The organism is Pseudomonas sp. TH41, from assembly GCF_016650695.1.
Lineage (GTDB): Bacteria > Pseudomonadota > Gammaproteobacteria > Pseudomonadales > Pseudomonadaceae > Aquipseudomonas.
Window position 1 is genome coordinate 40,393 of sequence record NZ_JAEKFH010000006.1, and the last position, 26,566, is coordinate 66,958.

The 26,566-nt window shown below is 57.2% G+C and carries 26 protein-coding genes and 1 pseudogene; 11 read left to right on the forward strand and 16 right to left on the reverse strand.

The features are described 5' to 3' along the window. The first annotated feature begins 118 nt into the window (after positions 1-118). The 3 genes from JFU37_RS24045 (at position 119) to JFU37_RS24055 (ending at position 4,457) form a co-directional block, all read left to right on the forward strand. Positions 119-1,075, forward strand: coding sequence for a fumarylacetoacetate hydrolase family protein (locus tag JFU37_RS24045; protein WP_201120069.1), 957 nt, complete (start codon positions 119-121; stop codon positions 1,073-1,075). Further along, positions 1,075-2,976 carry an acyl-CoA synthetase gene (locus JFU37_RS24050; RefSeq protein WP_201119552.1) on the forward strand — a complete coding sequence of 634 codons (1,902 nt, stop codon included), beginning with the start codon at positions 1,075-1,077 and terminating at the stop codon, positions 2,974-2,976. The genes JFU37_RS24045 and JFU37_RS24050 overlap by 1 nt, the downstream gene beginning before the upstream one ends. A 161-nt stretch (positions 2,977-3,137) precedes the next feature. Beyond that, positions 3,138-4,457 carry an outer membrane protein transport protein gene (locus tag JFU37_RS24055; protein ID WP_201119553.1) on the forward strand — a complete coding sequence of 440 codons (1,320 nt, stop codon included), beginning with the start codon at positions 3,138-3,140 and terminating at the stop codon, positions 4,455-4,457. 135 nt (positions 4,458-4,592) lie between these two features. On the opposite strand, the gene JFU37_RS24060 is transcribed toward JFU37_RS24055, so the two are convergent. The 7 genes from JFU37_RS24060 to JFU37_RS24090 form a co-directional block, all read right to left on the reverse strand. Then, entirely contained in the window at positions 4,593-5,948 is a 1,356-nt protein-coding gene (locus JFU37_RS24060; protein WP_201119554.1) for an ATP-binding protein, read from the reverse strand. Beyond that, positions 5,924-6,589 (reverse strand): response regulator, encoded by a 666-nt coding sequence (locus JFU37_RS24065; RefSeq protein ID WP_201119555.1) that lies wholly within the window; start codon positions 6,587-6,589, stop codon positions 5,924-5,926. The genes JFU37_RS24060 and JFU37_RS24065 overlap by 25 nt, the downstream gene beginning before the upstream one ends. Positions 6,590-6,688: 99 nt before the next feature. After that, positions 6,689-7,126: a hypothetical protein gene (locus JFU37_RS24070; protein ID WP_201119556.1), complete on the reverse strand. Its 438-nt coding sequence runs from the start codon at positions 7,124-7,126 to the stop codon at positions 6,689-6,691. 28 nt (positions 7,127-7,154) lie between these two features. Further along, positions 7,155-7,919 carry a COG4705 family protein gene (locus JFU37_RS24075; protein ID WP_201119557.1) on the reverse strand — a complete coding sequence of 255 codons (765 nt, stop codon included), beginning with the start codon at positions 7,917-7,919 and terminating at the stop codon, positions 7,155-7,157. A 149-nt stretch (positions 7,920-8,068) separates the two neighbouring features. Continuing rightward, on the reverse strand, positions 8,069-8,740 hold the full coding sequence (locus JFU37_RS24080) for a class I SAM-dependent methyltransferase (protein WP_201119558.1): 672 nt from the start codon (positions 8,738-8,740) through the stop codon (positions 8,069-8,071). 77 nt (positions 8,741-8,817) lie between these two features. Continuing rightward, positions 8,818-9,420: an NAD(P)H:quinone oxidoreductase gene (gene wrbA / locus JFU37_RS24085; protein ID WP_201119559.1), complete on the reverse strand. Its 603-nt coding sequence runs from the start codon at positions 9,418-9,420 to the stop codon at positions 8,818-8,820. 309 nt (positions 9,421-9,729) lie between these two features. Next, a complete protein-coding gene (locus tag JFU37_RS24090) occupies positions 9,730-10,656 on the reverse strand; it encodes a universal stress protein (protein ID WP_201119560.1) in 927 nt (308 codons plus the stop codon). Between the two features lie 194 nt (positions 10,657-10,850). Between JFU37_RS24090 and JFU37_RS24095 the strand changes: the two genes are divergently transcribed. Next, the gene (locus JFU37_RS24095; RefSeq protein ID WP_201119561.1) at positions 10,851-11,195 is read left to right on the forward strand and encodes a cupin domain-containing protein; all 345 of its coding nucleotides are present in this window, start codon (positions 10,851-10,853) and stop codon (positions 11,193-11,195) included. A 154-nt stretch (positions 11,196-11,349) separates the two neighbouring features. Here the strand turns inward: JFU37_RS24095 and JFU37_RS31345 are convergent, their stop codons facing one another. The 3 genes and pseudogenes from JFU37_RS31345 to JFU37_RS24110 all read right to left on the reverse strand — a co-directional run bounded on the left by JFU37_RS31345 (position 11,350) and on the right by JFU37_RS24110 (position 14,280). Next, positions 11,350-12,213, reverse strand: coding sequence for a methyl-accepting chemotaxis protein (locus tag JFU37_RS31345; protein ID WP_446739609.1), 864 nt, complete (start codon positions 12,211-12,213; stop codon positions 11,350-11,352). Next, positions 12,208-13,119 (reverse strand): annotated as a pseudogene (locus JFU37_RS31350) (MCP four helix bundle domain-containing protein); the annotation flags it as partial. The pseudogene JFU37_RS31350 and the gene JFU37_RS31345, both read right to left, overlap by 6 nt. Before the next feature lie 264 nt (positions 13,120-13,383). Further along, entirely contained in the window at positions 13,384-14,280 is an 897-nt protein-coding gene (locus tag JFU37_RS24110; RefSeq protein WP_242485813.1) for a LysR family transcriptional regulator, read from the reverse strand. 136 nt (positions 14,281-14,416) lie between these two features. Here JFU37_RS24110 and JFU37_RS24115 point away from each other — a divergent pair, with 136 nt between their 5' ends. The 4 genes from JFU37_RS24115 to JFU37_RS24130 all read left to right on the forward strand — a co-directional run bounded on the left by JFU37_RS24115 (position 14,417) and on the right by JFU37_RS24130 (position 18,099). Continuing rightward, positions 14,417-15,256 carry a HalD/BesD family halogenase gene (locus tag JFU37_RS24115; RefSeq protein WP_201119564.1) on the forward strand — a complete coding sequence of 280 codons (840 nt, stop codon included), beginning with the start codon at positions 14,417-14,419 and terminating at the stop codon, positions 15,254-15,256. A gap of 150 nt (positions 15,257-15,406) precedes the next feature. Next, positions 15,407-16,375, forward strand: a complete 969-nt coding sequence (locus tag JFU37_RS24120; protein WP_201119565.1) for an ABC transporter substrate-binding protein — start codon at positions 15,407-15,409, stop codon at positions 16,373-16,375. Positions 16,376-16,506: 131 nt separating this feature from the next. Continuing rightward, positions 16,507-17,625, forward strand: a complete 1,119-nt coding sequence (locus JFU37_RS24125) for an S-(hydroxymethyl)glutathione dehydrogenase/class III alcohol dehydrogenase (RefSeq protein ID WP_201119566.1) — start codon at positions 16,507-16,509, stop codon at positions 17,623-17,625. A gap of 90 nt (positions 17,626-17,715) precedes the next feature. After that, the gene (locus JFU37_RS24130) at positions 17,716-18,099 is read left to right on the forward strand and encodes a VOC family protein (RefSeq protein WP_201119567.1); all 384 of its coding nucleotides are present in this window, start codon (positions 17,716-17,718) and stop codon (positions 18,097-18,099) included. Between the two features lie 228 nt (positions 18,100-18,327). On the opposite strand, the gene JFU37_RS24135 is transcribed toward JFU37_RS24130, so the two are convergent. Then, entirely contained in the window at positions 18,328-18,771 is a 444-nt protein-coding gene (locus tag JFU37_RS24135) for a hypothetical protein (protein ID WP_201119568.1), read from the reverse strand. 194 nt (positions 18,772-18,965) lie between these two features. Between JFU37_RS24135 and JFU37_RS24140 the strand changes: the two genes are divergently transcribed. Both JFU37_RS24140 and JFU37_RS24145 read left to right on the forward strand, forming a co-directional pair. Next, positions 18,966-19,187 (forward strand): hypothetical protein, encoded by a 222-nt coding sequence (locus tag JFU37_RS24140; RefSeq protein WP_201119569.1) that lies wholly within the window; start codon positions 18,966-18,968, stop codon positions 19,185-19,187. A gap of 84 nt (positions 19,188-19,271) precedes the next feature. Continuing rightward, positions 19,272-19,730: a metallophosphoesterase family protein gene (locus tag JFU37_RS24145; protein WP_201119570.1), complete on the forward strand. Its 459-nt coding sequence runs from the start codon at positions 19,272-19,274 to the stop codon at positions 19,728-19,730. A 171-nt stretch (positions 19,731-19,901) separates the two neighbouring features. Here the strand turns inward: JFU37_RS24145 and JFU37_RS24150 are convergent, their stop codons facing one another. From JFU37_RS24150 to JFU37_RS24170, 5 genes are all read right to left on the reverse strand, one after another. After that, a complete protein-coding gene (locus JFU37_RS24150) occupies positions 19,902-21,266 on the reverse strand; it encodes a purine-cytosine permease family protein (protein WP_201119571.1) in 1,365 nt (454 codons plus the stop codon). Positions 21,267-21,271: 5 nt separating this feature from the next. Beyond that, positions 21,272-21,949: an isochorismatase family cysteine hydrolase gene (locus tag JFU37_RS24155; protein WP_201119572.1), complete on the reverse strand. Its 678-nt coding sequence runs from the start codon at positions 21,947-21,949 to the stop codon at positions 21,272-21,274. 93 nt (positions 21,950-22,042) lie between these two features. Continuing rightward, positions 22,043-22,195: a hypothetical protein gene (locus JFU37_RS24160; protein WP_201119573.1), complete on the reverse strand. Its 153-nt coding sequence runs from the start codon at positions 22,193-22,195 to the stop codon at positions 22,043-22,045. A 63-nt stretch (positions 22,196-22,258) separates the two neighbouring features. Next, the gene (locus JFU37_RS24165; protein ID WP_201119574.1) at positions 22,259-23,302 is read right to left on the reverse strand and encodes an LLM class flavin-dependent oxidoreductase; all 1,044 of its coding nucleotides are present in this window, start codon (positions 23,300-23,302) and stop codon (positions 22,259-22,261) included. Positions 23,303-23,645: 343 nt separating this feature from the next. Beyond that, positions 23,646-24,131, reverse strand: a complete 486-nt coding sequence (locus JFU37_RS24170; RefSeq protein WP_201119575.1) for a flavin reductase family protein — start codon at positions 24,129-24,131, stop codon at positions 23,646-23,648. 323 nt (positions 24,132-24,454) lie between these two features. Between JFU37_RS24170 and JFU37_RS24175 the strand changes: the two genes are divergently transcribed. Further along, positions 24,455-25,861 (forward strand): purine-cytosine permease family protein, encoded by a 1,407-nt coding sequence (locus JFU37_RS24175; protein WP_201119576.1) that lies wholly within the window; start codon positions 24,455-24,457, stop codon positions 25,859-25,861. Positions 25,862-26,566 lie beyond the last annotated feature (705 nt).

The following is a 26,566-nucleotide window of genomic DNA, read 5'->3' on the forward strand; positions in this document are numbered from 1 at the left end:
CGGCGCCTTGATCGCCGGCGGCTCGTTGGTCTACAGCGTTGCCAGCCCCCCTTCAGAACAACACCACAGTTCCCACGCCACCGAACGCGGGACAAACGCCGCTCCAGGAGTACCTTCAATGTCTGCTGTACACGTAGTCCGCTTTGAATTTCAGAACGGTATCCACTGGGGCGTGCTTCGCCAGGGCCGTATCACGGTCATCCCCGGTGTTTTTGAAACCACCGGTGACTTCATTCGCCAGAACAGTATCGACGACCTCGCTCAACTGAAAGGCTCGGAGTTGGAGGAGGGCGAAGTGAAACTGCTGTCGCCGGTGACCCGTAACCAGCAGTTCGTCTGCCAGGGCGCCAATTACCGTCAGCACATGATCGAATCCGGCATGGACCCGGATGCGAAGAAATTCAACATGATCTTCACCAAGGCGACGAGTTGCCTGGTGGCGGCTGACAGCGACCTGATCAAGCCGCGCCACGTGCGCTTCCTTGACTACGAGATCGAACTGGGCCTTGTGATGAAGCGCTCGATCACCGGCGCCATTGGTGTCACCGACGCCAATCTGCATGAGTTCATTGCAGGCGTCGTCATTGTCAATGACTACTCGGCTCGTGACATTCAGATTCCCCAAATGCAGTTCTACAAGGGCAAGAGCTACCGTACTTTTGGTCCGGTCGGTCCCTACCTCTGTCTTCTGGGTGCCAAGGACATGCATTACCTGAAAGAACTGCAACTGCGCCTGACAGTCAACGACCAGGTGCGACAGAACGACAGCACGGCCAATCTGGTTTACGGCCCCGCTGAAACCCTCACCGAACTCTCCGCCTTGCAAGATCTCGCCGTTGGAGACCTGATCGCGACCGGTACTCCTGCCGGCTGCGCGCTAACGATCCCTTCGCCGGGCAAAATGCGCATTGCAGCGCTGTTGCCAGAAGCCACCAAGTGGAAACTTTTTCTCAAGGCGCAGGAGAGCCGGACGCAGTATCTCAAGCCCGGTGACGTGGTCGAGGCGCGCATTCGCAGCGCCGATGGTGTGATCGACCTCGGTGTGCAACGCAATCGAGTGGTGGGGGAAGCCTGATGGTTGTGCAGACCCTGAACGACATCGAAAGTCTCGAACGAGTCCCCTTGTCGGAGCGTGGCCTGGCTTCCAGCACTTATGAAGCGCTGCGACAGGCGGCCGAGCGCACCCCCCAGGCACCGGCGCTAAGCTTCTTCGCCGATGCCGCCGATTTCAAGCGCACCCACGAGTGGAACTACTCCCAGCTTTTTGCGGATATCACCCGCGCGGCAAACGCCTTCCACGACCTGGGCATCAAACCGGGTGAGGTGCTTGCCTTCATCCTGCCCAACCTGCCGGAAACCCACTTCACCATATGGGGCGGGGAGGCGGCGGGCATCGTCATGGCGATCAATCCTCTGCTCGAGGCCAAGCAGATGGCAGGTTTGCTGAATGCCGCGAAGGCATCCGTGGTGGTAACGCTTGCGCCGACTGCGGGCAGTGATCTGTGGCCCAAACTGGCTTCGCAGCTGGATCAGTTACCCGGGATCAGGTCAGTCGTTTGGGTCAGCATGGAGCCCTATGTCGACGAACCAGTGCGTGGGGCCCTGAAAGCCGTGGCAGTGAAGGAACGAGACTTACACCGCGGTATCGCGATCCACGATTGGCAATCGCTGATGAATACTCAGCCGCACACACACCTGAAAAGCGGTCGGCAAATCCGCCAGGATGAGTGCTCCTCTTATATCTGTACTGGCGGCACCACCGGACTCCCCAAGATCGCCGCGCGTACCCATGGCTCTGAAGTATTCAATGCATGGGCCATCGCCTCTCACATGCAGCCACGCAGTGGCGTCCAGGTTATGTTTTGTGGCCTGCCGCTATTTCATGTCAATGGACAACTGGTGACTGGACTGATGCCTTGGACTCAAGGCGACCATGTAATCCTCGGGACACCTCAAGGGTATCGTGGCGAGGGGGTGATCCCACGATTCTGGGAGATGGTCGAGCACTTCGGTATCAACCTCTTTTCCGGCGTGCCAACTGTCTATGCTGCACTTCTGCAAAATGAATGGCAGGGCCGCGACCTCTCCAGTCTTCGCTATGCAATCTGTGGCGCCGCGCCCATGCCGGCTGAGCTTTTCCGAGAGTTCGAGCGCCGGACCGGCCTAAAAATTCTTGAAGGTTACGGTCTTACTGAGGGCGCCTGCGTCTCCTCAATCAATCCGCCCCATGGCGAGCGCCGTATCGGCTCCATCGGGATACGGATCGCCTACCAGAATATGCGCGCGGTCTTGCTCAATGATTCTGGGGAGTACCTGCGCGATGCCAACGTGGATGAGATCGGCCTCATCACGATCAGTGGACCGAACCTCTTCAATGGCTATCTGGAGGAGCGTCATAACCAGGGGCTTTGGATCGATATCGACGGTCAACGCTGGCTGAATACGGGTGACTTGGGTCGCCAGGACGCACAGGGTTACTTCTGGCTGACCGGACGCAAGAAGGAGTTGATCATTCGAGGCGGCCACAACATCGATCCCAAGCAAATCGAAGAGGCTCTGCTGGCGCATCCCGCCGTCGCCTTGGCTGCTGCAATCGGCAGCCCCGATGCTTACTCGGGCGAGGTGCCGGTCGCCTACGTTCAGCTGCGCCCCGGGCAAGCCTGCAACGCCGAAGAACTTGAGGCATTCGCTCAGCTCAACATCAGCGAGCGGGCAGCCGTTCCCAAGCGCATTGAAATCCTCGAAGCGTTGCCACTGACGGCCGTGGGCAAGATATTCAAGCCCGCCTTGCAGCAGCGGGAGATTGCCAAAGTAGTCCAGCAGGAAGTGGGGCGACTGGGGCTTTCGGGTATTGCTGTTGAGGTCGTGCAGGACAATCGCCGTGGGCATGTCGCCTGCATCAAGGCCGGAGCTGACCAAGAAATCCTGGCGCCGCTCTTGGGGCGCTATAGCTTTCCAATCGAGTGGCTTAATTGAGTTTCTGATTCGCATCTGTAGTACAGCAATGATGCCCTGGTGCTGTTCAGCCAGGGCCTTTTACACAACTTCGATCAACTCCAACCGGCACTGAGAAGTGCACAGGACGGCGAAGCCTTGCCTGCGTGAAATCAACAAAAACAATAAACAAGAGGTGGAAAATGAAACTGAATAGCCGTGTGATCCCGTGTCTCTCTGTTCAGCGAAAGTGTGCTGTCTGGATCAAGTTCACCAGTGCCATGGCACTCCTCAGCGCCTCTACACTGGCAAGCGCCAATGGCATTGCCCTTAACGAACAAAGCGCCAGCAGTGCGGGGACTGCGTATGCGGGAAGGTCGTCATCCGCGCTGGACGCCAGCACCATCTTTGGAAATCCTGCAGGCTTGACCAAGTTGAAGCGTACTGAGATTTCCGGCGGCGCCGGGATCATCTCGGCGAGCGACGACATTAGTGATGCGCAGAGCAGTGTCGCAGGAACGAATAAGGGGGACTCGGTACCATTGGCGGTCGTGCCCTTCGCCTATATGTCGACGCCGCTTGACGATCGTTTTTCGATTGGTCTGGGCGTCTATGCTCCGAGTGGTCTGATCAATGATTACGAGGGCTCTTTTCAGGGCCGCTACCATGGTTCCTATAGCACGACCAAGGAAATAACCCTGCAGCCCACCATTGCCTATCGGATCAATGATTACGTGTCCATTGGTGGCGGACCGACCATAAACCATTTCGATGCAAAGCTTCAGAATTACCTGGCCACCGGCGCCCTGAACAACGGTCAGGACACACTGGTCACCATTAAAGGCGATGACACGGCACTTGGTTACAACGTCGGCGTCTTGTTTGACTTGAGTGATGCGACTAGTTGGGGGATTAACTATCACTCGAAGGTGGACTATGAACTCAAAGGGCATACTGAGGTTAGCGGCTCCCCGAGCGTTGTACCGCTGGACGGAAAGTATGACAACAAGTTAGACCTCACGATGCCCGAATCCGTGGATACGTCCATCACCCATCATTTCAATAGTCGCTGGACGGGATACCTGGGGACCACCTGGAAACGTTGGAGCCGGATCCAGAAGGTCGAGGCAGTCAACAGCGGTCTTTCCCCCGTGGGCCAGGCGGCTGGCCTGGGAACTGTGACCGAAGAAATGAACTGGCGCGACACTTGGTCCACCGCAGTTGGCGCATCCTATCAAGTGAACCAACAATGGCTGCTGCGCGCAGGCTACGCCTATGATCCGTCGCCCATTAGAAATGCCGATCGCAGCGTGCGCGTTCCGGTGGGGAATCGCCAAGTCGTGACCTTGGGTGGCGCTTATTCGCCGAGTTCCGATCTGACGATAGACTTTGCTTATGGTTATCTCTGGGATTCCAAGGTTTCCGTAAATCAATCGAACAACTCCGGTCTTCAACCGGAATACAGTGCCAATTATGAAAACAGTGCGAATGGACTTTCAGTGCAGGCAACTTATCGGTACTAATCGACACGACACCCCTTTTTGCCAATCATCACCGGCTGCTTTGGGCTGAGGCTGTGTGAAAACAATGTTGATCGATGCTTTTGGCCGACATCGCGTTGAGGGCTTTCGGCGTCGCGCTTCGCGACGCCGATCACTTCAAGGCGAGCCTGCTTTCAACCAGACCAAGACACAGAGTCCGCTTTTGTTCAGCTCGTCCGAGAAGCCCAATCGAACCTGTGCTCCCGTGCGATCTGCTATCGCCTTGACGATAGATAGTCCCAACCCGGACCCTGTTTCATCGGTACCCACGCTACGGTAAAACGCATCGAACACGCGCATCTGTTCGTCTTCGCTGACACCGGGTCCCGAGTCCTTGACCTGCAGGATGATGGCCCCCTGTGCCCGCTCAACCGAAAGGTCGATTCGTCCGCCAGGGGGGGTATAACGGATGGCGTTATCCACCAGATTCTTGACCAGGATGAACAGGTCCATTTCGTTGAGGGTGACCTGCGCGTCCTCAAGACTTTCAACGCCCATATCGATGCCTTTACGTTCGGCCAGCGGCAGTAAATCCTCCAATACACGTCGATAGACTTCACGGATTGAAACGGTTGTCTGTGGCCGGTCCGAGTTCGATTGTGCCGCCGCCAGGGTTAACAGTTGATCAATCAGTTTTCTGCCGCGCTCTATTCCCTGGGACAACGGCAGCAGGCGCTCACGGGCGGGCACCGGCATCTCTGTGGCCGTCAGCCGCTCGGCTTGCAGGGACAGGGCAGTCATGGGCGAACGCAGTTCGTGGGCGGCGTCGGCGACGAAGCGACGCTGGTTTTCCATGGACTGCGCGACGCGTGCAAGCAAGCGGTTGATGGCCACGACGAAAGGCCGGATCTCGGTCGGCAGGTGGTGTTCGTCGATCGGGTGCAATGCCAGTTCATCGCGTCGATCAATTTCAGCCGAGAGGGTCGCAATGGGGCGGAACAGTTTGCGCACCAGATCGCTCACCACCAGCAGCAGCACAGGAAACAGAATGAAAAATGGCAGCAGACTGCGCCAGGCGCTTTCGCGGGCCTCCTTGTCGCGTGCGCCGGTTTCCTGGGCGACGACGATGCGTTCGCCACTGGCAGTGGTTCTGACCAGCACACGAAAGTCTTCGCCAGTGACAGTCAAGGTCGATAAGCCATCGGTCAGCGTTGTGGGGAAGGGCAGCGGTATCAGGGCGTCATCGTTACCGATCGCTTTGCTGCCGTCGGCCAGGTATTGCACGATGATCCTGGATTCTTCGTTGTCGCCAGCGACCTCTTTACCGACGGGATAGTGCAGGGTCATCTGCTGTCGATCAAACAGGACGGCCACCCGGCGCAAGGTATCGTCCTGCATTTCGTGGGCCTCATCGAACGCCGAGACGAAAGCAAAAATCCCGGCCACCACTGCAACGATCAGGATGACTAGCGACAGCGTGACGGACAGCCGTAATTGCACCGAGTCCCTCAAACGCTTTTTGAAACCATCCATCCCATACCCCTGACGTTCTTGATGACATGGTTGCCTAACTTGCGCCGTAGGGCGTGAATCAGAAACTCCACCGCATTGCTTTCCACTTCATTGCCCCAACCGTAGATACGATCTTCGAGATCACTGCGCGAGAGAATGGCCCCCGGCCGAATCAACAGCGCCTGCAACAGGGCGAACTCGCGACTGGACAATTGGACGTCGCGATATCCAGCGGTGGTGGCTTGTTTGTATATCAGGTCCAGCGACACCACGCCGTTGTCCAGCACGGACAGGGCGCTGCCACCTTTGCGGCGTAGCACGGCGCGCATACGGGCCAGCAGCTCCGCCATGTTGAAGGGTTTGAGCAAGTAGTCGTCGGCGCCGCCGTCGAGGCCGCGCAGGCGATCATCGAGGTTGTCTCGTGCGGTGATGATCAGCAAGGGCACCGGGTTGTTGCGGCCGCGAATATTGTCGAGTACATCCAGCCCGTCCTTCCCGGGCAAACCGAGATCCAACAGCACCAAATCATAGTGTTGGGTTTCCAGCGTCGCGAGAGCGGTGAGACCGTTTTTTACCCAGTCAGTGGCGTAGCTCGCATCGTTCAGGGCGCCCTGGATGGCATCGCCAATCATCGGGTCGTCTTCGACTAACAATATCCGCATTTCCCGCTCCCAAAAAAAGCGCAACCGGCATGACCGTCGCGCCTGTATTGAAGCACCTGTGCAAGCGTTTGTCCGCCGTGGATCAGCGCTGCTCGGGGATCATGCGTTGCCCTTCATTGAATCGAAGGCCTTCAACAACTCACTCATCATGGCCTTGCAGTCGTTCTGTTGCGGGTTACTGGCGCGCAGGGCATCGAGTGCGCGGTCAATCGCCTTGTCCACCACATGCCAGTCGCTGGCGGCGCGTGGTTTGATGCCGGCTTCGGCGGAGTCCCAGGCGGTCTCCAGATCCTTGATGCGGGTTTTCGCGCCAGGCAGATCATTTTTGTCGACCAGGACGGCAACGTCGGCGGCAATGGTGCGGAACTCGGACAGGTCTCCCAGTTTTGAACCCGACTGGGTTTGAGTGCTCACCGAACCTGAGGTGGCACCTGCATTGGGCTTGTCGGCAGGTTTCGAACAGCCGGCGGCGACGCTAAGCAAAAAAATGGACGAGACGATGGCGACGTGACGAATGATGTTTTGAATCTGGCGCATGACGATTCCTTGAATGGCTTTTGAGCGTTTACTGAGTGACTGTTTTGCGATTGCCGACGCTGATTTGCGCGACCGCAACCAGCAGGACAATGACGCACAGGAAGATGGCACTGGTCCAGGCGGCGCCCATTCCAAGGCCCCCGTAGGTTTTGGCCTGGGTCAGCAAGTCGCCGAGGGAGGCGCCGAACGGACGCGTCAGGATGTAGGCGATCCAGAACGTCAGCACCATGTTGCAGCCCATGCGCCAGGCCACCAGGGTGGCAGCGATCAACGCACCGAAAATCACCGCACCGAGGGTGAAGCCAAGGCCCAGGGCTTCGGTCGCCAGGTCACCGGCCGCGGTGCCAAGGGCAAAGGTGCAGAGCACGGTGGCCCAATAGAACCACTCCCGCCGCGGTGTGACAATTTCGCGGATCGACACGTTGTGTTCCACCCGGTACCAGACCACAAAGTTGATGGCGAGCAGGGCGGAAAAAACGGCGGTGCTGGTGTACAGGCTGACGTCCAGCATGTCAGTGAGAATGTCGGTGATTTGTGTCCCGACGATGCTCACCAGTACGACGGTCAGCCAGTAGATCCAGGGCGTGTAGGCTTTAGTGCGCAGTTGGCAGAACAGTGCGATTGCCAGCAACGTCGCCATGCCGATGCTGGTCCAGCCAGCGCCGAAGCCGACATCGACGGCCAGAAAGTCAGCGCCGGTTTCACCCACGGTCGTGGACAAAATCTTGATTACCCAGAATGACAGCGTCACTTCAGGTACTTTGTTTAGCCAGCCGGCTATTGCGGGTTTCATAGGCGGATAGCCTCTCCTGAGCAGCGCCGAATGTGCGCAGCGGAGAAGGTACGTAACGAAACTTAGCTGGGCCTGAGGAAAGGTTGTTTTCCTTCGGCCAGGCCGCATTCGGCCAGGTGGTTCACCTTGCCCGAACCCATTGACTGAACTTATCCCCGCTGTTCGGCTACCAACAGCAACGACTGCGGCTCAGAACTTTGCGGGTGCTGCGGCTCCTGCAGGCTGGCCAGCCGAAAACCGGCCATGTCCAGCGCATTGAGCCAACTGGACAAGGTGCGGAAGTACCATGGCATGGGCTGCCACGGCCCCTTGAACCCCGCGAAGGTCTCTTCCCGCCAGCCATCCTGATAATCTCCCGCCGCCACGGTCCACGGATGCAACGTCTGGATCACCAGCGCGCCGCCAGGGGCGAGCAGGGCGTTCATGGCGGCTAGCAGAGGGATGATGTCCTGGTGCAGCAGGGCGAAGTTGGCGCAGATCAGATCGTAGCCGCTGCCGATGTCCACCTTCGCCTCCGTCAACGCTTCATAACTCGCCAAATGCACCTGCGAAGAGCCCCCAGCCCGCGCTGCCTCGACCAGCGTCGCATCGCCATCCACACCGACTGCCGTGATGGCCCGTTGAGCCAGCGCACGCAACAACCAGCCCTCGCCACAGCCCAGGTCAAGCACGCGTTCGGGCTGGCGGCCCAGCACCGCCAGCAGGATCGCCTGGTCGGTGACGTTGAGGCGGCTTTCAATGGCGCCGGTGCGAATGGCCTCGATCCAGGAGTGGGCGTTGTGGTGCCAGCTTTGGAGGAGGGTGGTTTCAGGGGTGGGCATTTTGGTGTCCGGGGTGGTGGATGGAAGCGATACCTGCAAATTCAGACTACGTGAACAGCTCGTACTACGTGATTGCGTCAACCGGCGAGCTTGGTTGCAAGTTCAGCGACGTGTTTACCCTGGAAGCGCGCAACGTCCAGTTCATTTTGCGATGGTTGGCGTTTCCCGTCGGCCCCGGCCAGAGTGGTCGCACCATAGGGCGTACCGCCCGTTATTTCGCTCATGTTGCTCAGCCCTGCGCAGGTGTAAGGCACACCCACGATGACCATGCCCTGATGCAGCAGTGTGCTGTGGAACGAGGTAATGGTGGTTTCCTGACCACCGTGCTGAGTGCCTGTCGAAGCGAAGACGCTGCCGATCTTGCCGACCAGCGCTCCGCTGGCCCATAGCCCTCCGGTCTGATCGAGAAAGGTGCGCATCTGGCCGGCCATATTGCCAAAGCGGGTCGGCGTGCCAAAGATGATCGCGTCGTAATCGGCCAACTCGGCAGGTGTCGCCACTGGCGCCTGCTGGTCGAGCTTGACGCCGATGGTGGCGGCCTGCGCAGCCGGAATGGTCTCGGCGACACGCTTGAGCGTTACTTGGGCGCCAGGCACGGCGCGTGCACCCTCGGCTACAGCGTTGGCCATGGTTTCGATGTGGCCGTACATTGAGTAATAGAGAACCAGTACTTTTGCCATGATTGCTTCCTCGATTTTTTGTTCATAACCCGCCGTGTGTTTTTATTGTCAGGAATACGCTAGCTCGATCTGAACACCTGTGCCGGCATTGAACGCGAGCGATCACCCCAAAGGACGTTTACGGCAGACGGGTACACACTCTTATAGCCACCCTAAAAGTAGTTGTGACCTTAGCCACTTGCATCCTTGCGCCCCAAAATATTGACCAGCGGCCCGATTCTGGATACGAGGGAAAGGCAGCTGCCCTGGCAGCGTCCGCGTTCACCGCATTCTCCAGTGGCGACAATTCGCGGAACACTGATATTTCTATCAGTCATCCAGTGTTTCTGGTGAGACCACCCACACACTGCACGGCATTTTATAAAGCAGGTGTTCCACCGTACTGCCGACCAATCGGCCCATGCCACGATGGCTGACCCGGCCCATGACTATGACGTCAATGTCATACGCATCGGCGTAACTGGAAAGTACCTTAGCCGGGTTGCCCATGATCATGTGCTGGCGCTCCGGCGGGATACCGTTGCGCTCGGCCAGCTCGCGGAAGGTATCGCCCTGTGCATCGAACAAGGTCTTGGCTGTGCCTGAAGTGAAAAACGCCGAAGCACTCTCAAAACCGAATTCGTCCGCGCTGATGGATGAAAGGTCATGGGCGTAGATCACATCGAGTTCCGCATTACAGATGCTCGCCAGTTTTGAGGCCTCGCGCAAAATCTTGTCGTTGAAACCTTCGTAGTGGCCATCACGGTGGAAGGGGTCGACGGCGGCGACGATTTTGCGCGGCAAGGCATGCCGCACATGGCTGACAAAATGCAGCGGCACCGGGCATTCGCGAAGGAGATGGATATCGAGGGGCGTGAACATCAAGCGTGACAGCAGCGATTCGTATTCCAGTGCCTTAATCAGAGCTGCCATCGGCTGTTCTTTGAGGTGAATGAGGATTTCCTGCAAGGGGCTTTCCACCCACACCACTTCAGTGGTGACGTGCACCCCGAGGTTGCGTAAGGGCCGGGCCTGTTCTTCGAGCCATTGGCGATGGCGCTCGACATAGCCCAGGCGCATCTCCTCCCGCGCTTGTTCATTGACCATGCCGGCTGTTGCCAGCCCCTCCAGGTAATCGAACGCTACGATGTGCAGTGCCGCACCCGAAGCCTTGGCCAACGCGGCGGCCTGGTCGAACGCGGGGCTGTGTTCCATCAGGGGCGAGACGACCAGCATGAAACGTGATTGCTCAGACATGACAACTCTCCCGTAGGTACGGATTTGATCTCGAGATTCATCTGATCGATGCCAGTCCTACTGGGAGGCTGCTCAGCAGGCGTCGACCCGATCCCTCATGATCTTCGCTCTGACCTACACTGACTTGGTCTGTCACTACAGATTTAGCTCGGCTTCATCAGGGTATGCCCGCTACGTACAACGAGGAAAGCGCGATGAGCAACGAACCGGTGGCACCCGAGACTAAAGGTGTTGCAGTGAAGCTACTTGCAACGGTTGACCTCGGCCCTGAGATCGAGGGCATGGCAGGGCGCCAACTTAGAATGCGGATGGTGACCATCGAGCCTGGGGGCGTCTTCGGGCCGATTCACAACCATATAGACAGACCCGGCACCGTCTACATACTGCAAGGAATGATCACTGACCATCGTAATGGAGTCGCCACGGACTATGGACCGGGAGTGGGCTGGCCCGAGGACAGGAACACCACACACTGGCTTGAGAACAGAGGAACGATTGCGGCGGTGGAGATCTCGGTTGATATTGTCAGGCAAGAGTAAAGTCAGGCCCGACATCTGACACGGACGGGCCTGATACGCGGCTCAACCGGACGATGCAGCACACAAAATACCCTTGTTAAGGAAGCGGTGATTTATTCGGTTTTCAGCCTCTGGAGCTCATCCATGAGCCACTGGATAGAATGCTCTCCCTGACTTAGAGTCTGAACTTGCCCACCAGATTATTGAACGAAATGGCCAGGCGCGACAGCTCCTGGCTCGAAGCGCTGGTCTGGTTCGCACCTGCGGCAGTCTGGGTTGACAGGGCCTGGATGTTCACCAGATTGCGATCAACCTCGCGTGCCACATGGGCCTGTTCCTCGGAAGCGGTGGCAATGACCATGTTGCGGTCATTAATCTGAGCGATGCTCTGCGCGATACGCTCAAGGGACTGACCTGTGGCCTGGACCAGCGACTGAGTACCGGTCGCCAGTGTACGGCTGCTGCCCATCGAGCGCACGGCCTGGTTGGCACTGTTCTGTACCGTACCAATCATCCCCTCGATCTCACCGGTGGAGGCTTGAGTGCGGGCGGCCAACGCTCGCACTTCATCCGCGACTACGGCAAAGCCTCGGCCTTGCTCGCCAGCGCGGGCAGCCTCAATGGCGGCATTCAGTGCCAACAGGTTGGTCTGTTCGGCGATCGCGCGGATGACGTCCAGCACCTTGCCAATGTCTTGCACCCGTCCCGCCAGCTCTTCGACAAAGGCGGTGGACGCGGTGATTTCGGTGCTGACACTGTTAATGGCATTCACCGCTTCAAGCGCCTGGTCTCGGCCGTTGGCAGTTTCTTCGCTGGTGCTTTTCGATGCGTCGGAAGTGGAAATGGCGTTGCGGGCGACTTCTTCCACCGCCGCGGTCATTTGCGTGACGGCGGTCGCGGCTTGCTGGATTTCATCGTTCTGGCGTGTCAGGCCGCGGCTGCTTTCCTCGGTCACTGCATTGAGTTCTTCGGCAGCGCAAGCGAGTTGTTCCGCTGCGCTGGCGATCTGTTGGATCGTAGCCTTGAGACTGCCCTGCATTTCGCCAAGAGCGGTCAGCAGTTGGCCCGTCTCATCACGGCCAGTACTGATGATCGTCTGGCTCAGGTCGCCGGCCGCCACGCGCCGAGCACTGGCAACGGCTGTGGCGATCGGCCGACTGATCACGCGACTGATGAACAAGCCCAACATCAGCGCGGCAATGAATGCGACGGCAATGCCGATGTAGAGAGCAGTATTGGCCGAGAGCGCCTGTTGCGAGGCATTCACGGCGCCTTTGTCAATCTGCCGGTTATTCGACTCCACCATGATCGTCAGTTCGTCCATCACCGTCTGGTAAGCTTTTTGCAGATCAGTCTCCAACAGTGTTCTCGCCCCCTCGATATCCCACTTGGCAATCAAACCGACAGCTCGGTCGACCAGTGCCTGATAGGCTGGCCAGTCCTTCGCCATTTTGTCACCGGCGGCGCGTTCATCGTCTTCCAGAGGGTTGGCACGGTATATGGCAAACGCTTTTTCACTGGCCGCCCGGTTGGCAGTCATACTGGCCAGAATCTCACTCTTCACGCTCTGAGGCCCATTGGCAGCGATCACCGCCATGAGTCGATACAAATCGCGGTTCTGAGAGACAGCGCTGGTCTTGGTTTCTCCGATTTTGGTGACAGACAGCAAGTTATTGGAGAAGACCACCTGGAGGGTGTTCGAAAGGGTGGTGATACCCCGACTTCCCAGTACCCCCACCCCTAAGGTAATGAATGCGCAAAGCGCGAATGAAAAAATGAGTTTGGTCGACAGCTTGGCGTCATGAAACCAGTTCATGCTGAGACATCCTATAGTGGGCAGCGGGGCATTAAATGCGATAGGTCGCAAGAGAAAGCAGGAATGAATCGTTCCCACACAGTGGTTATCGACCGCACTGCAAGGAAGTGAAGGGGTAATCCCTGTCATACAGCATTGCTTCGGTTTCTCCGACGAGGGTGGCCAATCTGATGTTGGCCAAGCGGTATTTGCAACGGGCGGCGGGATAAATCCGTCTGAAAGGCGAGGCTGGCCCGCAAATCAGCAAAATGAGGGCAGAAATCGGCCCCAGAAATGCAGAATAAGGCCGGCGGGTTGAAAAAACGGCTTGGAAATGGAGGGCGGGGCGAACGGGTTAATTGTTCAGCGCCTCCTTAACAGCTATCTGGTCGAGAATAAAACAACGTTTACTCACTAGCTAATTGGATTAGTTGTGTTCGGATTTCCTGCATGTTTAATCCAGTCATTCAGCTCTGTAACCATTTTATTGACCTCACTATCCTCTTGTTCCGAGGGGCGAATTAAAGCGTTCCACGCGATATCCAATCCGTCATTCAGCGCTGCCCACGCAAGCTCCCCGCGCTCAAGGCTGGGGGTTACCAAGTCTCGTTGCAATATGCTTATACCGTACCCTGAACGCACGAGTTCAACGATCGCTTCAATCAATTCAACCGTGATCATACGGCGCGGCAAGATACTGGCGGGAGCGAAAAACCGATCATATTCCCAGCCACTTGCGCGATCCGTTGAATAGGTCACCAGGTTATAAGTTTTGAAGTCTTCGGCGTAAATGTTTTTCCTCCCCGCCAGGGGATGATCGGTTGCCATGATCGCAATTAAATCGTCTCGAAAAAGCGGCAACTTTGCGACCCCGCTAGGCACCATGCCGTCATCAATAATTGATACATCAAGCCTTCCTTGCATCAGGCTCGCGTAAACGTCATTACGAGGCACAGTCACCAGGGTTATTTCGATATCCGGGCGAAGACTTGAGTAATGCTTGATAAATTTTGGAATCCAGCGAAATGGGCCGTAGGAGGTGACACCCATTCGGACGAAGGCTGTGACCCCGCCGGCCATGGACCTCGCCTCAGACTCCGCTTCGTTAAGAATCGCAATGATGTCTTTGGCGGCTCGCTCCAGGCGCACGCCAGCGGGGCTGAGTCTCAGCTTTCCTCCCGATCGTTCTGTCAGGCTCACACCTAGCCGGCGCTCCGCCTCTCGCATGCGATGACTGACGGCTGAAGGCGTTAGCCATAACCGCTCGGCAACGGCCGTTACAGAATCGACTTCCGACAGGGTGTGCAGCATCACAAGGTGATCCAGAGTGAGTCTCATAGCCTTCGACCTGAAAATAATTCACAAAATTGCGTAAAAATATGAGCGTGACTTGTTTTTAGCGCCGATGCAATCTGGTTCCAGCAAGAACTATCGGAGAACAACAATCATGACAAAGCTTGCGCTGACACCTGCAGATACTCTGGGCGATATCGTCGACCTTGAGCGTTATCCCATTACCGATCGAACCCATCCGGCGTATCTGGAGCTGGTCACTCGCAGTCAATCGTTGCTCGGCCAGGAAGGCGTTGCGATCTTCCCTGGGTTTGTCCGTGATGAAACGGTTAGCGCGATGGCGGATCAAACCCTTGCGCTGCACCCACGCATGTTCCATTTCCGAGAAAAGCACACGGTTTACTTCAAGCCTCAAGACGAAAGCGTCGATTCAGCGCATCCCCTGCGGCGGTTGATGGAAACTGAAAAAGATACGGTCGCCTACGCCGACATTCCTGCCGGGCATTCGATCAGACAAATTTACGAATCGGACGAAGTGCTTTCTTTTATTAGAGATGTATTGAATCTGGACACGCTCTATCGCCATGCAGATCCGTTAGCAGCACTTAACTTGCAGGGGTTTACGGCGGGACAGCAATTGGGGTGGCACTTTGATCGTTCCGACTTCAGCGTCACGCTGTCACTTCAGGCCGCGAGCGCCGGTGGGGATTTTGAGTATGTACGCATGCTTCGTAATGCGGACGACGATTGCTTTGACGTGGTCAGGCAATTCCTCGATGACCCCAAAACACAGCAGATAGAGGTTTTACCTCAAGTGGCCGGAACCCTGACATTATTCCGCGGACGCTATTCATTGCACCGTGTGACTCCGGTGGTAGGGGACAGGTTAAGGCTCAACGCTGTATTGGCTTACGTAGATCAGCCAAACGTCGAGTTCAGCGCCTACGCCCGTCAATTGTTTTACGGACGTACTTCCGTTGATCCAATGGCTTAAGTTTCGCCATTAACAATAAACAACTTCTTCATTCCTTCGCTTCACGTGTTTGCACAGGCACCCGTCCACGTTAGATCTGATGGCCTCGTTTACCTCGTGTGTGGCACGCAACAGTTCGCTATCTCCAATAATATTTCGGAGCGTCTGATCATGAAATACAGGAAGAATGTGCTGGCCTCATTACTCGCCCTTGGCGTGCTCGCTGGCAGTGCTTCCAGCCAGGCCTCAGGTTGGTGTGACTCGGGTAAAACGGTGAAATTTGCCGGTCTGAATTGGGAGAGCGGGATGCTCCTCACCGACATCATGATGATTGTGCTCAAGGATGGGTACGGCTGTGCAACCGATCAGTTGGTGGGTAACACCATCATTCTTGAGACTGCGTTGGCCAGTAACGACATTCAAGTATTTGGCGAAGAGTGGATGGAGCGCAGCGAAGTCTGGAAAAAAGCCGCGGCTGCCGGAAAGGTCGTCGGGGTTGGCGCTCCGATCATTGGTGCGACTCAAGGCTGGTATGTACCGCGCTACGTCGTTGAGGGCGACACCAAACGTAACCGGCCAGCACAAGCACCAGACCTCAAGACAGTCGCCGACCTGAGCAAGTACGCGAGTGTTTTTCACGATTCGGAGGAGCCGTCTAAAGGCCGCTTCTACAACTGTCCTGCTGGCTGGATTTGTGAGCAGGACAATACCGAGATGCTCAAAGAGTACGGTCTTGAAAACACCTTCACGAACTTCCGTCCAGGCACCGGTGCCGCACTGGATGCGGCTGTCCTGTCCAGTTATAAACGCGGTGAGCCGGTACTGTTCTACTACTGGTCACCGACGCCGCTGATGGGCCAGATCGATGCGATAAGACTGGAGGAAAAGACCGGGGCCAACAAAGACGTTATCACCATGGTTGGACTCTCCAAGGCGTTCCATGAACAGGCTCCCGAACTGGTCGCAGTACTTGAAAAGGTCAACATTCCCATCGATCTGCTGAATCAGAACCTGGCGAGAATGACCCGGGAACGCATCGAATCACCGAAACTGGCCAGAATATTCCTCAAGGAACACCCGGAAGTGTGGCACGCCTGGGTCAGTGAAGCCGTCGCGAAAAAAATCGACGCAACGCTTTGATCGACAAGGGGGGCAGGACGCTCTGATCGTTTAACGTCCCCCACGTGATCCGCACAAACACACGCTCATTAATGATTTTTCTTGCCTCTTAAGAGAAGCAGGGTTCTACCTTGCGTCCGAGAATTATGAATATGATCAAATCACGAGCTGCCGTCGCCTTTGCGGCGAACCAGCCTCTGCAAATTGTCGAAGTCGATGTGGCGGCACCGCAAGCCGGCGAGGTGCTGGTACGTATCGTCGCCACAGGTGTCTGCCATACCGATGCCTTTACCCTGTCCGGCGCCGATCCCGAAGGGATTTTTCCGGTGATTCTTGGCCACGAAGGCGGTGGTGTCGTCGAGGCCGTGGGTGAGGGCGTGACGTCGGTCGCCGTTGGCGATCATGTGATCCCGCTCTACACCCCGGAGTGCGGTGAGTGCAAATTCTGCATGTCCGGGAAGACTAACCTTTGCCAGAAAATTCGTGCGACTCAAGGTAAAGGCCTGATGCCAGACGGCACCAGCCGCTTTTCCTACAAAGGCCAGCCCATATTCCACTACATGGGCACCTCGACGTTCTCCGAGTACACGGTGTTGCCGGAAATCTCGCTGGCTAAAATTCCCAAAGAAGCGCCACTGGAAAAAGTGTGCCTGCTGGGTTGCGGTGTGACGACCGGCATCGGCGCGGTACTCAACACCGCCAAGGTGGAAGAGGGCGCCAGCGTGGCCATTTTCGGCCTGGGCGGTATTGGTCTGGCAGCGATCATCGGCGCCACCATGGCCAAGGCAGGCCGAATAATCGCGATCGATATCAACCCGGCCAAATTCGAAATCGCCAGGCAATTGGGCGCTACCGACTTTATCAATCCAAAGGATTACGACAAGCCGATCCAGGACGTGATTGTCGAACTGACCGAGGGTGGCGTGGATTACTCCTTTGAATGCATTGGCAACGTCAATCTGATGCGTGCTGCCCTGGAGTGCTGCCATAAGGGTTGGGGCGAGTCGGTCATTATTGGTGTCGCCGGCGCCGGCCAGGAAATCAGTACCCGACCGTTCCAGCTGGTGACCGGCCGTGTCTGGCGCGGCTCGGCCTTTGGCGGCGTGAAAGGACGCAGCGAACTACCCAGCTATGTCGTGAAGTCTCAGGCCGGTGAAATCCCGCTGGAAACCTTCATCACCCACACCATGGGCCTTGAAGACATCAACAAGGCCTTCGACCTGATGCGTGAAGGCAAAAGTATCCGCACCGTTATTCATTTCGATCGCTGACTCAACTGGCCTGGCGATCATCGTTAAACGAATGGCGCCCGGTCGGAAAACTGCAATACCCACCCTGTTTCTAACCAAGAGAACATCACAATGAGCATTTTCACGCATGTCACCGTCGGCACCAACGATCTGCAAAAAGCCCGTAGTTTTTACGACAATGTGCTGGGTGCACTGGGTCAAAAACGCATCGCCGATCTGGACGACAATGGCTCGATCTGGGGGAAGGACGCCCCGTCCTTCTTCGTGCTGAAACCGGCCAACGGCGCCCCGGCCAGCGTGGGCAACGGTGTCACTGTCAGCTTTGAAGCATCGGATCGCGCAGCCATTGACGCTTTCCACGCCGCAGCGTTGGCCAGTGGCGGCACCGACGAAGGTGCTCCCGGGGCACGAGGCTGGGCACCCAACGCTTATGCCGCTTACGCCCGAGACCTCGACGGTAACAAGCTGGCTGCGTACTGCTTCAAGCCTGTCTAAGCTGTCTTATCGAGTGTCTGCGCGTCCAATCTGAATCGTGAATCATCCCAGGCCTGCTTCCCCCTGATCGATTCAGTCACTGCGATGTGCACGGCATGACATGACCAAGGACAATGTGGGTAGCCCGGAGCCGGAGGAGGTTTGGAAATGGCTACGGGTTACCTTTTAGCCGCGTGATTTACCGAGTAATGAGGCGCAGAACTGACAAAGGGCCAGCGGCAGTCGGTACTAACCACAGGCATCAGTTACGGCCTTCGCGGCGCGTTCAATTTCCTGCTTGATGTCAGTGGTTATGCGCTGTTTGATGAGTTTCTGTTCGAGGAATAGCTGGCTTCCCTGGTTTTTTAATTGGGCGTCGGCTGCGGCGTCCTGCGCCTTCAGCTCGGCGGCGTGTGCGTCGATGACGGCTTCAACCTCGGCAACATTGTTGGCGGAGTCCAGGGCTCTGACTAATTTGCCCACGTCCGCGTTCTCGGCCTCGGCATAAGCCTCGACAGACAGTCCAGCCGCCATCGCTCGCGCTCGAACTTCAAGGCTTTCGACATGCTGGTGTGCTGCCTTGCATGCCGCATCCCGCCGTTCGCTCTCGCCGGCTCTCCAATCCATAAACACATGCGCAGTAATACCCATCACGGCCAGGGTGATGGCGGTACCTATCAATTGGCCTCTCACACTCAGCCACCTCAGGGTTAAGGGGAACACTATCTTGTGATTATCGCTCGACTCCATTCAAGGCATTAAGAGAAGAGCGTAGCAGGCCGAGCGGTGCTGAAAAGCTACTGTTGTCACTTGCCGTACGTCGTCCCCGGTGAACGTCCCGATTTGCGACGCTCTCTAACGCAACACGGCCCTTTGGAGGCGTCGCCATGGACGAAGACCGGAAATCACAAGCGCTTGCGACCTGGCAACAATTGTTGGGCAGGTCTGAAGTTCGAATGACTGCGCAAGAGCAATACGAGGAGCTGCTCCGACTTGCAGAGCAGTACCTCAAACAAGGTTTCATCGATCGCGACGAGCGTAAGCACCTCGTGACCGAGGCGACCAAACGTTATGCCCGGACAGTGGAAGGCGTGGGTGGCGGGACATAGGATTTTTTTTGACGCCTGTGAGACCTGAGAGCGCTTGCATGGATATCCTGTGTATCCATACTTGAGCGTTATCCGGAGCTTTGCATGAAAGTTGGCGTGATCTCCGACACCCATGGCTTACTGCGCGCCGAAGCCCTGGTGGCTCTGGAAGGTTGTGAACGGATCATTCATGCCGGCGACATCGGCAAACCGGAAATTCTCGACCAACTGGCGTCAATTGCCCCGTTGCACGTCGTACGCGGGAACAATGATCGGGATGCCCCTTGGGCAGACAGTCTCGCCGACCGCTTATGTTTCGACCTGAATGGATGGCAGACCTTGCTGGTACATGACATTGCCGATGTTCCAGCCGTGCTGGATGCAGGCGTCAAGCTGGTTATCACCGGTCATTCGCATAAGCCAGGCATAGAATGGCGCGGCCAACAGCTCTACCTCAATCCAGGCAGCGCGGGCCCGCGACGTTTCAAGCTACCGGTGACGCTGGCGCTACTCGAGGTGCTGGAGTGCTCGATTGAGCCGCGCCTGGTCTCGCTCCTGGAATGACAACGCCGACCCTGAGTCCACTGTAGGAGCGAGCTTGCTCGCGATGGTTGTTAACGATGACGCGTATTTACTGACTAAACGCGGCACTCTTGAGCCCATCGTCGGAACGCCGCCCGGAGCAAGCTCGCTCCTACAATTTCCTAACCCTGAGTCGGTGTTGTTTTTTTCAGTTTACCGCAGTGCCACGCTGACCTCTGGCGTGCGCTTGCCCAGCTTCATCAGCCAGTAATAGCTCAGCGCGGGCACCAGGAGCCCGACGATCCAGGCCAGGTCCACACCGTCCAGCGCGTTGGCCACCGGTCCCACATACAGCGTGGTGTTCATGAACGGAATTTCCAGAGCGATTGCCAGCAGGAAGCTGCCACAGGCGATCCAGTTGATACGACCGTAGATCCCGTTCAGGTTGAAGATGTCATCGATCTGGTACTGGCCTTTGCGCAAGCAGTAGTAGTCCACCAGGTTGATCGCCGTCCAGGGGATCAGGAAGTAGCTCATGAAGAAGATAAAGTTGAGGAAGAAGTTGATGAAGTTGTCCTGACTGATGGTGCACAACGCCGTGGCCAGCAGGCTGATCAGCAACATGAACAGTCCGCGCACCCGAGGCGTTACCTTGAGTCGGGCAAAGGGTTCGATCACGGTGATGGTCGACATGAACGCGCCGTACAGGTTGAAGACGTTGATCGACACCTGGCCATACAGGATGAACACGAACAACAACACAGCGCCGCCGCCGAACAGCCCGGCGACATGACCTCCGACGTTGCCGGAAAAGTCAGTGATACCTACGCTGAGGATCGCGCCGAGGATCATCATCCATGCGCCACCGCTGACCGTGCCGGCGTAGCTGTACCAAAACACTTTTGCGGTGGGTGTTGTGCTCGGCAGGTAGCGTGAGTAATCGGCGACATAAGGGGCGTACGACAGCTGCCAGGTGACCGCGATGCTCACCGCCACGAGGAACTTCGACAGTGAGAAACCGGTTGGCAGCCATTGTTCAGCGGGTATCGGCAGCTGCAGAGCCAGCAGGGTGGCGGCAAAGAACACCACCAACGACAGCAGCGACAGCCACTTCTGCAAACGATGGATCAGGCGATAGCCATACAGCGCAACGACGAAGCACAAGGCCCCGATCAGGTAGACATTCGCAGTCGCCGACATGGGGCTGACGGACTCTATGGCCTGGGCCGCGAGCAAGGTATTGCTGACGAAGAATCCCAGGTAGATCAGCATTACAAACAGCAGCGGCAACACCGCGCCCAACACGCCGAATTGCGCACGGCTCTGGATCATTTGCGGGATGCCCAGTTTCGGGCCTTGGGCGGAGTGGGAAGCCATGAAAATCGCCCCCAACAGTGAGCCGATAATGATCGCCAGCGCACTCCAGAACAGATTGAGCCCCATCACCACCGGCAACACGCCGGAAGCGATGGTTGTGATGTTCATGTTGGCGCCGAACCAGATGAAAAACAGTGAGCCGGGTTGGCCATGGCGTTCGGATTCAGGAATGAAATCAATGCTTCTTTTTTCGACTTGCATGGCGATTACTCCTGAGTCCGGGCGAGGTGGGTTTGCAGACGGGCAATGGTGCTTTCGAACTCATGCGGTTGATGAGCGAACAGGTCCGGGCTCTCGGGAATCAAGCTCAGGTAGTCGCGAGATTCGAGGGCGTGCAGACATTGGGCGCTGGTCAGGATCTCCAGTGAGTAAACCCAGTTGGCCATGATCAACAGTGCCGAGTAATGCCCCGCCAGGGTGGTCGTGGTGCAGGCATCGCTGACCAGCCGAACGTGATAGCCCAAGGCAAAGGCGTCGAACACGCTGCTGAGGACGCAGACATCGGTCAAGACGCCACAGACGATCAGCGTATCGACGCCTTGCGCCTTGAGTCGGGCATCCAGATCGGTGCAGTGGAAGGCGCTGTAACGGCCCTTGTCCAGGACCTGCTCATCAGGCAGCGGCGCCAGTTGCTCGAGTATTTCCACTTGCCGGGTGCCGGCGCGGTAACTGCTCGGACCGCCGTCGGCTGCCCGTGGTTCGCCGCGCGGCATGTCACTGCCGTCGGCTTGATTGATGTGACGGGTATAGATGACAGGTACCCGCTGGCGGCGGGCGGATTCGAGCAAGGCGGTCGTGTTAGCCACCACCGTGTCGAAGTTTTCCAGGACGAAACCGTCCTCCTGTTGCATGTCGATGATCAACAGCGCGTTGTTATTGTTCATTGAGCAAACCTGATCATGAGCCAAAGCACAATGCACCGTGCACGTCCCCGCGATGGCGAGAAGTGGGGTGCGTGAATGTCTGTTCGGGTGGGCTCAGTGAACTAATTGCCAGAAACCGTTCTGCTTGGCAGAAACGCTGGCGCGCAGGCGCTTGAAATGGATATGCGAAGCGGTCCATTCGCCGCGCAGGTAGGCCTGCTCGGCGCTGGAGGGAGGGGCGAGTGATGGGAGACGACCGTTCTGCATTGGAATCGACCCTACACGTCAATCAGCCCCCCGGCTTCGCGTCCGGGGGACAGGGCAGCGGACTCAGCGAAACGCCGGGACCACGTGTTTGATAAACAGCTCCAGGGATTTTTTCTTTTCCGCATGGGGCAGGCTGTTATCGCACCAAAAGCTGAACTCGTCGATGCCCAGTTCCTCGTAATACTTGATGCGCGGGATGATTTCTTCCGCGGTGCCGATCATGGCGGTCTTGTGCAGACTCTCCAGCTCGAACTCCGGGCGACCGGTGAATTTTTCTTCCGGGCTCGGCGCCAGGAAACCGTTGACCGGTACTGCCTTGTTGCCAAACCAGGCGTCGAAGGTGCGGTAGAAACGGGAGATCGCCTTGGCCCCGACTTTCCAGCCCTCTGGGTCATCGACGGCGTGGACGTGGGTGTGACGCAGCACCATCAATTGTGGGCGCGGCACGTCCGGGTTGTTATCCAGCGCGGCCTGGAACTTGTTCTTCAGGTCCAGAACTTCTTCATCGCCCTTCATCAGCGGCGTGACCATGACGTTGCAGCCGTTGGCCACCGCAAAGTTGTGGGAGTCCGGGTCGCGGGCGGCGATCCACATCGGCGGGTTCGGCTTCTGGATCGGCTTCGGCACGCTGGTGGACGTCGGGAATTTCCAGATATCGCCGTCATGGGCGTAATCGCCCTGCCACAGGGCGCGAACGACCGGAACCATTTCCCGCAGTGCCTGGCCGCCGGAAGAAGCAGGCATGCCGCCTGCCATCCGGTCGAACTCCACCTGATAGGCGCCACGTGCCAGGCCGACTTCCATGCGGCCATTGCTGATCACGTCCAGCAACGCGCATTCACCGGCCACCCGCAACGGGTGCCAGAACGGCGCGATGATGGTGCCGGCGCCCAGGTGAATGGTGGTGGTCTTGGCTGCCAGGTAGGCCAACAACGGCATCGGGCTTGGCGAGATGGTGTATTCCATGGCGTGGTGTTCGCCGATCCAGACGGTGCTGAAACCACCGGCCTCGGCCATCAGGGTCAGTTCGGTCAGGTCTTCGAACAACTGACGGTGACTGACGCTTTCGTCCCAGCGCTCCATGTGCACGAACAGGGAAAATTTCATGACGCTTACCTCAAATCTTTTGTTGTCGGCCTGTCGACTGCGGGCCTGTTGCCTGGAATGAGCGCTGAGCGCTCCCGGGTGTTCTCGCCAATGTGACGCGTTGCAGAGTGCGGCTGTTCGGCTGATTGGTTATTGGTATACCATAATATGGAATATCCGCAAAATATTTCTCTCCGACGGTCGCTTATCTGGCCGAGCCCCCGCAGCTGCAGAACATTGATGCCAGCCTGAAACGCTATTTGGCAAGCGATGCAGCTCAAGTTCCGATGGGTGAGTACGTCGTTTCAGAACGTAAGGCAAGCACGGCAGCGGCGGTGATACACGCCGCTGCCGTGTGCTCGAATCAGGCGAGGACGGGCAGGGCGCCCATCTTGCCGTGGCAGTACACCAGTGGCCCGGCGTTCTGCTGGGGCACGATCAGGTTCTTCACCGCGCCGACCATGATTGCGTGGTCGCCACCTTCATACTCACGCCACAATTCGCATTCGATCACCGCCGTGGCATTGGCCAGAATCGGATTGCCCAGCTCACTCAATGTCCACTCGATGCCTTGCGCCTTGTCCTTGCCTTTGCGCGCGAAGGCGTACGCTTCGCTTTGCTGGCCGCCGGACAGTACGTGAATGGCAAAGCGCTTGTTCTTGATCAGTACCGGATAGGAATCGGAGCTGTAGTTGGGGCAGAACAACACCAGCGCCGGGTCCATGGACAGCGAACTGAACGCGCTGGCGGTCAGGCCGACGATTTGTCCGTCGTCATCCAGCGTGGTGATCACGGTGACCCCGGACGGAAACGAACCCATCACTTGTTTGTAGATGGCGGAATCGATCATGGGACGGTCCTCTCGCGGTGAAACAGATTTTTATGAGTTTGTAGGTCTGATGGTATACCGTAATACATCGTTTGCAAGGGCTTTTTAAGGCACCCGATAAACGTATGCGTTTGGTCTTAAAGTCAATGATTACGGGGCTTCTAGCTAGGTTTGGCAGGCGGTTACAGGTCAAAATGGCGGATCAGATGCGAATTCTAAGACCAGATCAGTCTTGTGAAAATGTTGGAATACCATAATATGGCCCGCATCTGAGGGGCAGCCGTAGAGCACCCCCGGTTTGGCTTCATACAAATATAAGATCAGACAAACTTGAGTTAATGCACATGTCCCAGATGTCCCGGCAAGACCCCCTGATCGAGAATCACACGGTTGACTACGTCCCACTCGCAGAGCGCCACGGGAAGGCCCGCGATCTTTTCACCCTATGGTTCAGCACCAACATTGCGCCACTGCCTATCGTCACCGGTGCCATGGTGGTCCAGGTGTTCCACCTCAATCTGTTCTGGGGGTTGCTGGCGATCGCGCTTGGGCACATGGTCGGCGGGTTGGTGATTGCGCTTGCGTCGGCCGAGGGCCCGCGCATGGGCATTCCGCAAATGGTTCAGAGCCGCGGCCAGTTCGGCCGGTATGGTGCGTTGCTTATCGTGTTTTTTGCGGCTCTCATCTACATCGGTTTTTTCATCTCCAATATCGTACTGGCGGGCAAATCCATCGTCGGCATCGCGCCTTCGGTTCCCGTGCCGGCCAGTATCCTGATCGGTGCCCTCAGCGCCACGGCCATCGGGGTGATCGGTTACCGCTTCATTCATACCCTCAACCGCATCGGCACCTGGGTCATGGGCAGTGCTTTGCTCGCCGGCTTCCTGTTTATCTTTGCGCATGATCTGCCGGCGGACTTCTTCACGCGCGGTGGTTTTAACCTGTCCGGCTGGTTGGCCACGGTGTCGCTGGGGATTATCTGGCAGATCAGCTTCTCGCCGTATGTGTCGGACTATTCGCGTTACCTGCCGGCGGATATCGGTATTGCTCGTCCGTTCTTCGCCACCTACCTGGGCGCGACGTTGGGCACCATTCTTTCGTTCTCCTTCGGCGCGGTGGCCGTGTTGGCAACCCCGGAAGGTACTGAGGCGATGCTGGCGGTGAAGCAATCCACCGGTTGGCTGGGGCCGATTCTGATGGTGCTGTTTTTGCTCAACATCATCAGCCATAACGCCTTGAATCTGTATGGCGCGGTGTTGTCGATCATCACCTCGATCCAGACGTTTGCCAGTCAGTGGACGCCTAGTATCAAGCTGCGCGTGGTGTTGTCGGGTTTTGTTTTGGCGGGCTGCTGCCTGGTCGCGCTGAGTGCTTCGGCGGATTTCATTTCGCAGTTCATCGGGCTGATTCTGGCGCTGTTGCTGGTGTTGGTGCCGTGGGCTTCGATTAACTTGATTGACTTTTATCTGATCAAGCGCGGCAGCTATGACATTGCTTCGATCTTTCGTGCGGATGGCGGGATTTATGGGCGTTTCAACCTGCATGCGATCGTTGCGTATTTCATCGGGATTATCGTGCAACTGCCGTTTGCCAATACGTCGTTGTATGTGGGGCCGTATGCCAATTTGGTGGACGGCGCTGATCTGTCGTGGCTGGTGGGGTTGGTGGTGACGTGTCCGTTGTATTACTGCCTGGCGACGCGTGGGCAGGCTCAGGAGGTCAGGGCTTCGCGGCTTGGTTTTGCTGATTAGTTTTTGATTCGTGTTTGTCTGGAATGCCCGGTTTATGCCGGGCATTTTTTTGTCGTGTGTATATCCGTTTTTTGGGTAGCGGCCGCTATCGGTTCCGCCCTTACGGCGGGTCACTTTGAAAAGCGCAAAGTAACCAAACGCTTCTTCCCCTGTCGTTCGGTGCCTAGCCTAGGCTCGGCATGCCCTCGCTCCGGTCCTGCTCCGTGGGCCCGCCGCCATCGGCCATCCATGCCGGGTTGCCCACTGCGCAGAACCTCCACTCGGCCTCACGAGGGGGCGGTGCATCGAGATCAAAAGCTGCAGGCGAGCTAACGCTCGGCCTGATGAGTGGTGAAAAGCAAAAGCTCCACGCCGATCTGCTGTATGTGGGAGCGAGCCTGCTCGCGATGGACGTGAACGATAACGCGTGCTGTCTGGAAAAATGCGTTGCCTTCGAATTCATCGCGAGCAAGCTCGCTCCTACAGGGGGAATGCGTACGCTCTGTAGGAGCTGCCGAAGGCTCGGGCCGCGTTCGGACGATCTTTTGATCCTGATGTTGCTGTTGCCTCAGATCTGCTGCCCCTTTCCCGGAGTGAGGGCATGCCGAGCCTAGGCGAGGCACCGAATGAAGGGGCGTACGTTTTGGTTCCTTTTTGGCGTTTGAAAAAGGGACTCGCTGTAAGAGCGAAATCGCCAGCAGCCACAACCAAAAAACGGATATGCCC

Coding starts and splice junctions, on each gene's coding strand:
- JFU37_RS24045 (WP_201120069.1), top strand. CDS start 119: ATGTCTGCTGTACACGTAGTCCGCTTTGAATTTCAGAACGGTATCCAC.
- JFU37_RS24050 (WP_201119552.1), top strand. CDS start 1,075: ATGGTTGTGCAGACCCTGAACGACATCGAAAGTCTCGAACGAGTCCCC.
- JFU37_RS24055 (WP_201119553.1), top strand. CDS start 3,138: ATGAAACTGAATAGCCGTGTGATCCCGTGTCTCTCTGTTCAGCGAAAG.
- JFU37_RS24060 (WP_201119554.1), bottom strand. CDS start 5,948: ATGGATGGTTTCAAAAAGCGTTTGAGGGACTCGGTGCAATTACGGCTG.
- JFU37_RS24065 (WP_201119555.1), bottom strand. CDS start 6,589: ATGCGGATATTGTTAGTCGAAGACGACCCGATGATTGGCGATGCCATC.
- JFU37_RS24070 (WP_201119556.1), bottom strand. CDS start 7,126: ATGCGCCAGATTCAAAACATCATTCGTCACGTCGCCATCGTCTCGTCC.
- JFU37_RS24075 (WP_201119557.1), bottom strand. CDS start 7,919: ATGAAACCCGCAATAGCCGGCTGGCTAAACAAAGTACCTGAAGTGACG.
- JFU37_RS24080 (WP_201119558.1), bottom strand. CDS start 8,740: ATGCCCACCCCTGAAACCACCCTCCTCCAAAGCTGGCACCACAACGCC.
- wrbA (WP_201119559.1), bottom strand. CDS start 9,420: ATGGCAAAAGTACTGGTTCTCTATTACTCAATGTACGGCCACATCGAA.
- JFU37_RS24090 (WP_201119560.1), bottom strand. CDS start 10,656: ATGTCTGAGCAATCACGTTTCATGCTGGTCGTCTCGCCCCTGATGGAA.
- JFU37_RS24095 (WP_201119561.1), top strand. CDS start 10,851: ATGAGCAACGAACCGGTGGCACCCGAGACTAAAGGTGTTGCAGTGAAG.
- JFU37_RS31345 (WP_446739609.1), bottom strand. CDS start 12,213: ATGCAGGGCAGTCTCAAGGCTACGATCCAACAGATCGCCAGCGCAGCG.
- JFU37_RS24110 (WP_242485813.1), bottom strand. CDS start 14,280: ATGCTGCACACCCTGTCGGAAGTCGATTCTGTAACGGCCGTTGCCGAG.
- JFU37_RS24115 (WP_201119564.1), top strand. CDS start 14,417: ATGACAAAGCTTGCGCTGACACCTGCAGATACTCTGGGCGATATCGTC.
- JFU37_RS24120 (WP_201119565.1), top strand. CDS start 15,407: ATGAAATACAGGAAGAATGTGCTGGCCTCATTACTCGCCCTTGGCGTG.
- JFU37_RS24125 (WP_201119566.1), top strand. CDS start 16,507: ATGATCAAATCACGAGCTGCCGTCGCCTTTGCGGCGAACCAGCCTCTG.
- JFU37_RS24130 (WP_201119567.1), top strand. CDS start 17,716: ATGAGCATTTTCACGCATGTCACCGTCGGCACCAACGATCTGCAAAAA.
- JFU37_RS24140 (WP_201119569.1), top strand. CDS start 18,966: ATGGACGAAGACCGGAAATCACAAGCGCTTGCGACCTGGCAACAATTG.
- JFU37_RS24145 (WP_201119570.1), top strand. CDS start 19,272: ATGAAAGTTGGCGTGATCTCCGACACCCATGGCTTACTGCGCGCCGAA.
- JFU37_RS24150 (WP_201119571.1), bottom strand. CDS start 21,266: ATGCAAGTCGAAAAAAGAAGCATTGATTTCATTCCTGAATCCGAACGC.
- JFU37_RS24155 (WP_201119572.1), bottom strand. CDS start 21,949: ATGAACAATAACAACGCGCTGTTGATCATCGACATGCAACAGGAGGAC.
- JFU37_RS24160 (WP_201119573.1), bottom strand. CDS start 22,195: ATGCAGAACGGTCGTCTCCCATCACTCGCCCCTCCCTCCAGCGCCGAG.
- JFU37_RS24165 (WP_201119574.1), bottom strand. CDS start 23,302: ATGAAATTTTCCCTGTTCGTGCACATGGAGCGCTGGGACGAAAGCGTC.
- JFU37_RS24170 (WP_201119575.1), bottom strand. CDS start 24,131: ATGATCGATTCCGCCATCTACAAACAAGTGATGGGTTCGTTTCCGTCC.
- JFU37_RS24175 (WP_201119576.1), top strand. CDS start 24,455: ATGTCCCAGATGTCCCGGCAAGACCCCCTGATCGAGAATCACACGGTT.